The sequence below is a fragment of the Nonomuraea sp. NPDC003804 genome, from assembly GCF_040610675.1.
Lineage (GTDB): Bacteria > Actinomycetota > Actinomycetes > Streptosporangiales > Streptosporangiaceae > Nonomuraea.
Genome location: NZ_JBEXMT010000003.1, coordinates 389,925 through 400,534, shown reverse-complemented (window position 1 = coordinate 400,534; position 10,610 = coordinate 389,925). Strand labels below are relative to the sequence as shown.

Annotated in this window: 5 protein-coding genes and 1 pseudogene; all 6 read left to right on the top strand. The window is 67.1% G+C overall.

Annotated features, from left to right (window positions below):
* A pseudogene (locus ABZX22_RS06195) lies at nucleotides 1-942 on the top strand (DNA-directed RNA polymerase subunit beta); the annotation flags it as partial.
* Nucleotides 943-956: 14 nt separating this feature from the next.
* Nucleotides 957-4,835, top strand: a complete 3,879-nt coding sequence (locus ABZX22_RS06190) for a DNA-directed RNA polymerase subunit beta' (protein ID WP_354906489.1) — start codon at nucleotides 957-959, stop codon at nucleotides 4,833-4,835.
* 1,044 nt (nucleotides 4,836-5,879) lie between these two features.
* Nucleotides 5,880-6,251, top strand: coding sequence for a 30S ribosomal protein S12 (gene rpsL, locus ABZX22_RS06185; protein WP_354906488.1), 372 nt, complete (start codon nucleotides 5,880-5,882; stop codon nucleotides 6,249-6,251).
* A 2-nt stretch (nucleotides 6,252-6,253) separates the two neighbouring features.
* Nucleotides 6,254-6,724: a 30S ribosomal protein S7 gene (gene rpsG / locus ABZX22_RS06180; RefSeq protein WP_183650905.1), complete on the top strand. Its 471-nt coding sequence runs from the start codon at nucleotides 6,254-6,256 to the stop codon at nucleotides 6,722-6,724.
* A 36-nt stretch (nucleotides 6,725-6,760) separates the two neighbouring features.
* Complete coding sequence (gene fusA, locus ABZX22_RS06175; RefSeq protein ID WP_354906487.1) at nucleotides 6,761-8,860, top strand: elongation factor G; 2,100 nt, start codon at nucleotides 6,761-6,763, stop codon at nucleotides 8,858-8,860.
* A gap of 367 nt (nucleotides 8,861-9,227) precedes the next feature.
* Nucleotides 9,228-10,421 carry an elongation factor Tu gene (tuf, locus tag ABZX22_RS06170; protein ID WP_354906486.1) on the top strand — a complete coding sequence of 398 codons (1,194 nt, stop codon included), beginning with the start codon at nucleotides 9,228-9,230 and terminating at the stop codon, nucleotides 10,419-10,421.
* The last annotated feature ends 189 nt before the right edge of the window (nucleotides 10,422-10,610 follow it).

Below are 10,610 nucleotides of genomic sequence, written 5' to 3'. Positions count from 1 at the left end.
CCGGGTGTCAACGAGCTGGTCCGCGTCTACGTGGCCCAGAAGCGCAAGATCACCGACGGTGACAAGCTCGCCGGCCGTCACGGCAACAAGGGCGTCATCTCCAAGATCCTGCCCGTCGAGGACATGCCGTTCCTCGAGGACGGCACTCCCGTCGACATCATCCTCAACCCGCTGGGCGTGCCCGGCCGCATGAACGTCGGCCAGGTCCTGGAGACCCACCTCGGGTGGATCGCCGCCAGAGGCTGGGACATCTCCGGCATCGAGGAGGCGTGGGCCGAGCGGCTGCGCGACAAGGGCTTCGGCCGTGTCGAGCCGCGCACCAACGTCGCCACCCCGGTGTTCGACGGTGCCCACGAGGAGGAGATCGTCGGCCTGCTCGGCAACACCATCGCCAACCGCGACGGTGACCGCATGGTGCAGGAGACCGGCAAGGCCAAGCTGTTCGACGGCCGCTCCGGCGAGCCGTTCCCGTACCCGATCTCGGTCGGCTACATCTACATCCTCAAGCTGCTGCACCTGGTCGACGACAAGATCCACGCGCGGTCGACCGGTCCGTACTCGATGATCACCCAGCAGCCGCTGGGTGGTAAGGCGCAGTTCGGCGGCCAGCGCTTCGGTGAGATGGAGGTGTGGGCCCTCGAGGCCTACGGCGCCGCCTACGCCCTGCAGGAGCTGCTCACCATCAAGTCCGACGACGTCCTGGGCCGCGTCAAGGTCTACGAGGCGATCGTCAAGGGCGAGAACATCCCCGAACCCGGTATCCCCGAATCCTTCAAGGTCCTCATCAAGGAAATGCAGTCACTGTGCCTGAACGTCGAGGTGCTGTCCAGCGACGGCATGTCGATCGAGATGCGCGACACCGACGAGGACGTCTTCAGGGCGGCCGAGGAGCTCGGTATCGATCTGTCCCGGCGCGAGCCGAGCAGCGTGGAAGAAGTCTGAGGGGGAGATAGCACATGCTGGACGTCAACTTCTTCGACGAGCTCCGCATCGGCCTTGCCACGGCCGACGACATCCGCCAGTGGTCGCACGGCGAGGTGAAGAAGCCCGAGACCATCAACTACCGGACTCTCAAGCCGGAAAAGGACGGGCTCTTCTGCGAGAAGATCTTCGGCCCGACCCGCGACTGGGAGTGCTACTGCGGTAAGTACAAGCGCGTCCGCTTCAAGGGCATCATCTGCGAGCGCTGCGGCGTCGAGGTCACTCGCGCCAAGGTGCGTCGTGAGCGGATGGGCCACATCGAGCTGGCCGCGCCGGTCACCCACATCTGGTACTTCAAGGGCGTTCCTTCGCGCCTTGGCTACCTGCTCGACCTGGCCCCGAAGGACCTGGAGAAGGTCATCTACTTCGCGGCCTACATGATCACGCACGTCGAGACCGAGCTGCGTGACCGTGACCTGCCGTCGCTGGAGGCGAAGATCTCCGTCGAGCGGCAGCACATCGAGCAGCGCCGTGACGCCGACATCGAGGCCAGGCAGAAGAAGCTCGAGAGCGACCTGGCCGAGCTCGAGGCCGCCGGCGCCAAGGGCGACCAGCGCCGCAAGGTCCGCGAGGGCGCCGAGCGCGAGATGCGCCAGCTCCGCGACCGGGCCCAGCGCGAGCTCGACCGCCTCGACGAGGTGTGGAGCCGTTTCAAGAACCTCAAGGTCCAGGACCTCGAGGGCGACGAGATGCTCTACCGCGAGATGCGCGACCGCTTCGGCCGCTACTTCAAGGGCGGCATGGGCGCGCAGGCGATCCAGGAGCGGCTGATCAGCTTCGACCTGGACGCCGAGGCCGAGAACCTGCGCGAGACGATCCGCAGCGGCAAGGGCCAGAAGAAGGCCCGTGCCCTCAAGCGGCTCAAGGTCGTGTCGGCGTTCCTCAACACCACCAACTCGCCGCGCGGCATGGTGCTCGACTGCATCCCGGTCATCCCGCCGGACCTGCGCCCGATGGTGCAGCTCGACGGTGGCCGGTTCGCCACCTCCGACCTCAACGACCTCTACCGTCGTGTGATCAACCGGAACAACCGCCTCAAGCGACTTCTCGACCTCGGCGCCCCCGAGATCATCGTGAACAACGAGAAGCGGATGCTCCAGGAGGCCGTCGACGCGCTGTTCGACAACGGCCGCCGCGGTCGCCCGGTCACGGGCCCCGGCAACCGTCCGCTGAAGTCCCTCAGCGACATGCTGAAGGGTAAGCAGGGCCGGTTCCGCCAGAACCTGCTGGGCAAGCGAGTCGACTACTCCGGCCGTTCGGTCATCGTCGTCGGCCCGCAGCTGAAGCTGCACCAGTGCGGCCTGCCCAAGCAGATGGCGCTGGAGCTGTTCAAGCCGTTCGTGATGAAGCGTCTGGTCGACCTCAACCACGCGCAGAACATCAAGTCGGCCAAGCGGATGGTCGAGCGCGCCCGCCCCGTGGTGTGGGACGTGCTCGAAGAGGTCATCACCGAGCACCCCGTGCTGCTCAACCGCGCGCCCACGCTCCACCGTCTGGGCATCCAGGCGTTCGAGCCGCAGCTGGTCGAGGGCAAGGCCATCCAGATCCACCCGCTCGTCTGCACCGCGTTCAACGCGGACTTCGACGGTGACCAGATGGCCGTGCACCTGCCGCTGTCGGCTGAGGCCCAGGCCGAGGCTCGCATCCTGATGCTCTCGACCAACAACATCCTCAAGCCGGCCGACGGCAAGCCCGTGACGATGCCCACCCAGGACATGGTCATCGGCCTGTACTGGCTGACCACGCAGAAGGACGACGCGGTCGGCGAGGGCCGGGTGTTCGGCTCGGTGGCCGAGGCCCAGATGGCCTTCGACCGCCGCGAGCTGGAGATCCAGGCCAAGATCCAGATCCGGCTCGCCGGTGACGTCCAGCCGCCGCGCGGCTGGTCGGCTCCCGAGGGCTGGGAGGCCGGCGACCCGATCCGCCTGGAGACGACGTTCGGCCGGTGCCTGTTCAACCAGACGCTCCCGAACAACTACCCGTTCGTCAACTTCCAGGTGGGCAAGAAGCAGCTGTCCGCGATCGTCAACGAGCTGGCCGAGACCTACCCCAAGGTCGAGGTGGCCGCCTCGCTCGACGCGCTCAAGGACGCGGGCTTCCGCTGGGCGACCCGCTCCGGCGTCACGATCTCGATCGACGACGTCGTCGCGCCGCCGCGCAAGGCCGAGATCATGGAGAACTACGAGCGCCGGGCCGACAAGGTCCAGCGCGAGTACGAGCGCGGTCTGATCACCGACGAGGAGCGCCGCCAGGAGCTCATCGAGATCTGGACCCACGCCACGGCGGACGTCGAGACCGACATGGTCAACGCGTTCCCCGCGACGAACCCGGTCTGGATGATGGTCAACTCCGGCGCCCGCGGTAACAAGATGCAGGTGCGTCAGATCGCCGGTATCCGTGGTCTGGTGTCCAACACCAAGGGTGAGACGATCCCCCGGCCGATCAAGGCCTCCTTCCGCGAGGGCCTGTCGGTTCTGGAGTACTTCATCTCCACCCACGGTCAGCGGAAGGGTCTGGCCGACACCGCCCTGCGTACCGCCGACTCGGGTTACCTGACCCGTCGTCTGGTCGACGTGGCCCAGGACGTCATCGTCCGCGAGATCGACTGCGGCACCGACCGCGCGGTCCCGCTGCACGTCGGTGAGCGCGACTCGGCCGGCAACCTGGTCAAGGCGGAGAACGCCGAGTCCAACGTGCACGGCCGCATCCTCGCCGAGGACGTCGAGGTCGACGGCAAGATCATCGCCGCGACGGGTGTCGACATCAACGACACCCACGTCACGGCGCTGGTCGAGGCCGGCATCGAGACAGTCCGCACCCGCAGCGCGCTGGTGTGCGAGGCGAAGATCGGGGTCTGCGCGACCTGCTACGGCCGCTCGCTGGCCACCGGCAAGCTCGTCGACGTCGGCGAGGCGGTCGGCATCATCGCCGCCCAGTCGATCGGTGAGCCCGGCACCCAGCTGACGATGCGTACCTTCCACACCGGTGGTGTGGCGGGTGCCGACATCACCCACGGTCTGCCCCGTGTCCAGGAGCTGTTCGAGGCGCGCATCCCCAAGGGTGTCGCCCCGATCTCCGAGGCCGAGGGCCGGGTCCGCATCGACGAGACCGACAAGACCCGCAAGGTGGTGATCGTCCCCGACGACGGCTCGGAGGAGGTCGCCTACCCGGTGTCGATGCGCTCGCGTCTGCTCGTCCAGGACGGCCAGCGCGTGTCGGTGGGCACCCAGCTCATCGCCGGTGCGGTCAACCCGAACGAGGTCCTGCGCATCCTCGGCCCGCGTGCGGTGCAGCTGCACCTGGTGGCCGAGGTCCAGCAGGTCTACCGCTCGCAGGGTGTGTCGATCCACGACAAGCACATCGAGATCATCGTTCGGCAGATGCTCAAGCGCGTCAACGTGCTCGAGTCCGGTGACACCGACCTGCTGCCCGGCGAGCTCGTCGAGCGTCCGCGCTTCGAGCAGCTCAACCGCGAGACCGTCGCCGAGGGTGGCGGCCCCGCCGCCGGCCGTCCGGTCCTCATGGGTATCACGAAGGCGTCGCTGGCCACCGAGTCGTGGCTGTCGGCGGCCTCCTTCCAGGAGACCACCAGGGTCCTGACGGACGCGGCGATCCACGCCAAGTCCGACTCGCTCCTGGGCCTGAAGGAGAACGTCATCATCGGTAAGCTCATCCCGGCCGGTACGGGTATGCCCCAGTACCGCAACATCCGGGTGGAGCCGACCGAGGAGGCCAAGGCCGCGATGTACACGGTCGGCGGCTACGACGGTTCGGCTGCGGACTACACCTTCGGCACCGGCAGCGGCGAGGCCGTCCCGCTGGAGGAGTACGACTTCGGTCAGTACAACCGCTAGGCGATCAGCTCACCGGAACGCCCCGTGTCCTGTCCAGGACGCGGGGCGTTCCCGTTTTTCGCCAGATGTTCCGCTGTCCGTCACCGACGACCGGCTCTTCCCGCACGGCGCTTCCCCCGTCATGACGACGCGTCACCGCCGGATGGGTGTCCCGCAGGGCGGGGTCCTCTTCCCAGGGCACCCCCGGCCGTCGCATCTGCCACCACCCGCCGTACCGCACGGCAGGACTCTCTCCCGGGGGTCGAGGGGGCGGCAGCCGCGCCCCACGCCACGACCAGCCCGTCATCGCCAGGGGAACGCCCCGCACGGGGCGGCGGCGCCCACGTCATGACCAGCCCGCCATCGCCAGGGGATCGTCCCACGTGGCCCCCACGGGGCGGGCGTCCGCGCGTGGTGGGACCTCTTCCCGGGAGGGCCATGGCCGGCCGCGGCGGATCCGTGTGGCGGGGGTTCTCTTTCGGCGGCCGGTGCGGGCCGCCCGGGTTCCCGCTGGTCCCGGCGGTGCAGGCCGACCTCCGGTACGGCAAGCCGCCCCACGCCCCACCCTCCGCACGGGGCCGGGCTCTGCTGAGGGATACGCGTCACCGAGCGCGCGTGGCCGGGGTGCGTCACGGAAGGCCGGACAGGCGAGACGGCGTCGAGGGGGGCGCGCTTGCCGTACAGAAGGGGAAAACGTGTGGTGGAGAAGGGCCGGACAACTCGAGTGTTGCGGGTAAGCTAGACGAGGGTCTGATAAGGCCACGGCACGAATGTACGGTCACACTGGCAGTGACCGGTCGCAGTCGTTTTGACGTGCTGCGCTGGGGTGGGTAGTCTTGCCCTTCGTGCCCGTGGGTTCACGGGCCCTCATGCATGCGCTCCGACAGGCTGCGCGGCATGGTCCCTCTCCGGCGTTCGATGGCGCGGGGGCTCGTGGCTCGGCAGAGCGCGACACGCCCGACCGCGTGGGTCGGCGGGAGGGGAAAACCAGCAGGTCATGACACCGGCAGTACCTGCGAAACGCTCAACGTACGTATTACCGGCCAAGGCACGAACGGAGTGGCAGTGCCCACTATTCAGCAGTTGGTCCGCAAGGGCCGGCAGGACAAGGTCACCAAGACCAAGACTCCTGCCCTCAAGGGGAGCCCGCAGCGTCGCGGCACGTGCCAGCGCGTCTACACCACGACTCCCAAGAAGCCCAACTCGGCACTGCGCAAGGTGGCCCGTGTTCGGCTCACCAACGGCATCGAGGTCACGGCCTACATCCCCGGTGTGGGCCACAACCTGCAGGAGCACTCGATCGTGCTCGTGCGTGGCGGTCGTGTGAAGGACCTGCCGGGTGTTCGCTACAAGATCATCCGTGGTTCTCTCGACACCCAGGGCGTTCGTAACCGCAAGCAGGCCCGCAGCCGCTACGGCACCAAGAAGGAGAAGTAACCATGCCTCGCAAGGGTTCTCCTGGCCGTCGTCAGCTCATGTCTGACCCGGTGTACAGCTCGCCGCTGGTCACCGCCCTGATCAACAAGGTACTTCTGGACGGCAAGCGCTCCATCGCGCAGTCGATCGTCTACGGAGCCCTCGAGGGCTGCAAGGACAAGACCGGCAACGACCCGGTCGTCACGCTGAAGCGCGCCCTCGACAACGTCAAGCCCACTCTCGAGGTCCGCAGCCGCCGTGTCGGTGGCGCGACCTACCAGGTGCCGGTCGAGGTGCGCGCCGCGCGCAGCACCACCCTGGCCCTGCGTTGGCTGGTGCAGTACTCCCGCGCCCGCCGCGAGAAGACCATGACCGAGCGCCTCATGAACGAGCTCCTGGACGCCAGCAACGGCCTCGGGGCGAGTGTCAAGAAGCGCGAGGACACCCACAAGATGGCCGAGTCCAACAAGGCCTTCGCCCACTACCGCTGGTAACAGCGGGTTCGACGAGACGACGAGGACGCGAGAGAAGTGGCCACCACGACCGCTCTTGACCTGGCCAAGATCCGCAACATCGGGATCATGGCCCACATCGACGCGGGCAAGACCACCACGACCGAGCGCATCCTGTTCTACACCGGCATCAACTACAAGATCGGTGAAGTCCACGAGGGCGCTGCCACGATGGACTGGATGGAGCAGGAGCAGGAGCGCGGCATCACGATCACGTCTGCCGCGACGACCTGCGAGTGGCTCGACCACACCATCAACATCATCGACACTCCGGGTCACGTCGACTTCACCATCGAGGTGGAGCGCTCGCTCCGTGTCCTCGACGGTGCCGTCGCCGTGTTCGACGGTGTCGCCGGTGTCGAGCCGCAGTCGGAGACGGTGTGGCGCCAGGCTGACCGCTATGGCGTGCCGCGCATCTGCTTCGTGAACAAGATGGACCGCGTCGGCGCGGAGTTCCACCGCTGCGTCGACATGATGATCAGCCGCCTGGGCGCGACCCCGGCTGTCATCCAGCTTCCCTGGGGCGTCGAGTCCGGTTTCAAGGGCGTCATCGACCTGGTGAAGATGAAGGGTCTGCTCTGGAGCGAAGAGGCTGCCAAGGGCGAGATGTACGACACCGTCGACATCCCGGCCGAGTACGCCGACACTGCTCGTGAGTGGCGCGAGAAGCTGGTCGAGACCGTCGCCGAGAACGACGACGAGCTGATGGAGCTCTTCCTCGAGGGCAACGAGCCCACCGAGGAGCAGCTGGTCGCGGCCATCCGTCGCGCCACGCTGTCCAGCGCCATCAACCCGGTCCTGACCGGCACCGCGTTCAAGAACAAGGGTGTTCAGCCCCTGCTCGACGCGATCGTGGCCTACCTCCCCGCCCCGACCGACATCCCGGCCTTCAAGGGCCACGCGGTCAACAACGAGGACGAGGTCGTCGAGCGTCACGCGGACGTCTCTGAGCCCTTCTCCGCGCTCGCCTTCAAGATCATGAGCGACCAGCACCTGGGTCGTCTGACCTACATCCGCATCTACTCGGGCACGCTCGAGACCGGCACCGGTGTCATCAACTCGGTGAAGGGCAAGAAGGAGCGGATCGGCAAGATCTACCAGATGCACGCGAACAAGCGCGAGGAGCGCCCGTCCGCGCACGCTGGTCAGATCGTCGCCGTGATGGGTCTGAAGGACACCACCACGGGTGACACGCTCTCCGACCCGGCCAACCAGGTCGTGCTCGAGTCGATGACGTTCCCGGCCCCGGTCATCAACGTCGCGATCGAGCCCAAGACCAAGGGCGACCAGGAGAAGCTCGGCACCGCCATCCAGCGTCTGGCCGAGGAGGACCCGTCCTTCCAGGTCCGCCGTGACGAGGAGACCGGTCAGACGGTCATCTGGGGCATGGGCGAGCTTCACCTCGAGATCCTCGTCGACCGTATGCGTCGCGAGTTCAAGGTCGAGGCCAACGTCGGCCGTCCGCAGGTCGCCTACCGCGAGACCATCCGCCGCAAGGTGGAGAAGGTCGATTACACCCACAAGAAGCAGACCGGTGGTTCCGGTCAGTTCGCGCGGGTCATCATCGACCTGGAGCCGCTGGGCGACGGCAACGACGGCTACGAGTTCCAGAACAAGGTCTCGGGTGGTCGTGTCCCGAGGGAGTACATCCCCTCGGTCGACGCGGGCGCCCAGGAGGCGGCCGAGTTCGGCGTGCTGGCCGGTTACCCGATGGTGGGCGTGAAGGTGACGCTGACCGACGGTGCGGCGCACGACGTCGACTCCTCCGAAATGGCCTTCAAGATCGCCGGCTCGATGGCCTTCAAGGAGGCCGCTCGCAAGGCCGACGCCGTGCTCCTTGAGCCGATGATGGCCGTCGAGGTCACCACGCCCGAGGACTACATGGGTGACGTCATCGGTGACCTCAACGGTCGCCGCGGGCAGATCCAGTCGATGGACGAGCGCGCCGGCGCCCGTGTCATCGCCGCGCTCGTTCCGCTGTCCGAGATGTTCGGCTACGTGGGTGACCTGCGCAGCCGCACTCAGGGCCGGGCGAGCTACAGCATGCAGTTCGACTCCTACGCGGAGGTGCCTCCGGGCATCGCCAAGGAGATCGTCGCGAAGGCCCGGGGCGAATAAGCCCCCGAGTCCCGATGGCAAAGGTGGGGAGGAGATCGTCGCCCCGCTGCCAAAGGGGCCCGGGGCGAATAAGCTCCCGAGTCCCGATGGCAGAGGTGGGGAGGAGATCGTCGCCCCGCTGCCAAAGGGGCCCGGGGCGAACAGCCCTGGAGGCCCGATGGCAGAGTGGGCGGCGGTCGTCGCCCACCTTGCCGACGGGCCGGGGCGATGAGCCCGGAGACTCGCCGGTGGTCCGCCGCCGGAGAGGTCCGGGACACCCCGGTGTCCCTGGTGGGGTGGTGACGAGCCGCCCCACCGCCCAGGGGCCGGGCTAAACCCCGGGCCCGAGTGTGAAGTAAGTCAGTCAGATTCTCTAAGGAGAGAACCAGTGGCTAAGGCCAAGTTCGAGCGGACTAAGCCGCACGTGAACATCGGCACCATTGGGCACATCGACCACGGCAAGACCACTCTGACCGCGGCGATCACCAAGGTGCTCCACGAGCGTTACCCCGAGCTTAACGAGGCGACCCCGTTCGACAAGATCGACAAGGCGCCCGAGGAGAAGGCTCGTGGTATCACGATCTCCATCGCGCACGTCGAGTACCAGACCGAGAAGCGCCACTACGCTCACGTGGACTGCCCCGGTCACGCCGACTACGTGAAGAACATGATCACCGGTGCCGCTCAGATGGACGGCGCGATCCTCGTGGTCGCCGCCACCGACGGCCCGATGCCGCAGACGAAGGAGCACGTCCTCCTGGCCCGCCAGGTCGGCGTCCCCTACATCGTCGTGGCCCTCAACAAGGCCGACATGGTCGACGACGAGGAGATCCTGGAGCTCGTCGAGCTCGAGGTCCGTGAGCTGCTGTCCGCTCAGGAGTTCCCCGGCGACGACCTGCCCGTCGTTCGCGTCTCCGCTCTGAAGGCCCTCGAGGGCGACCAGAAGTGGGGCGACAGCATCATCGAGCTGATGACCGCTGTCGACGAGAACGTCCCCGAGCCGCAGCGTGACACCGACAAGCCGTTCCTGATGCCGATCGAGGACGTCTTCTCGATCACCGGTCGTGGCACCGTCGTCACCGGCCGTATCGAGCGCGGTGTCGTCAAGGTCAACGAGACGGTCGACATCATCGGCATCCGTCCGGAGAAGACCACCACCACGGTCACCGGCGTCGAGATGTTCCGCAAGCTGCTCGACGAGGGTCAGGCCGGTGACAACGTCGGTCTGCTCCTGCGCGGCATCAAGCGTGAGGACGTCGAGCGCGGCCAGTGCATCATCAAGCCGGGCACGACCACCCCGCACACCGAGTTCGAGGCCCAGGTCTACATCCTGAGCAAGGACGAGGGCGGCCGCCACACGCCGTTCTTCAACAACTACCGCCCGCAGTTCTACTTCCGTACGACGGACGTGACCGGCGTGGTGAACCTCCCCGAGGGCACCGAGATGGTCATGCCGGGCGACAACACCGAGATGCGCGTTGAGCTGATCCAGCCCATCGCCATGGAGGACGGTCTGAAGTTCGCGATCCGTGAGGGTGGCCGCACCGTCGGCGCCGGTCGCGTGACGAAGATCCTCAAGTAGCACGATCGCTGGGGCGGCGGTCGGCCCTCGGAAGGGGCCGGCCGCCGAACCACGAACCGAGCACCATCGGCTCCACGCACAGCCGTGATCTCGCAGTCACTTCGGGAACGTGACCGAAGTAACTGCCGGATCACGGAAGAAACCAGCAGATCGATTGCGTCTGCTACGTGGGGTCGGCGGGCGGTCTCC

Coding starts and splice junctions, on each gene's coding strand:
- ABZX22_RS06190 (WP_354906489.1), top strand. CDS start 957: ATGCTGGACGTCAACTTCTTCGACGAGCTCCGCATCGGCCTTGCCACG.
- rpsG (WP_183650905.1), top strand. CDS start 6,254: ATGCCTCGCAAGGGTTCTCCTGGCCGTCGTCAGCTCATGTCTGACCCG.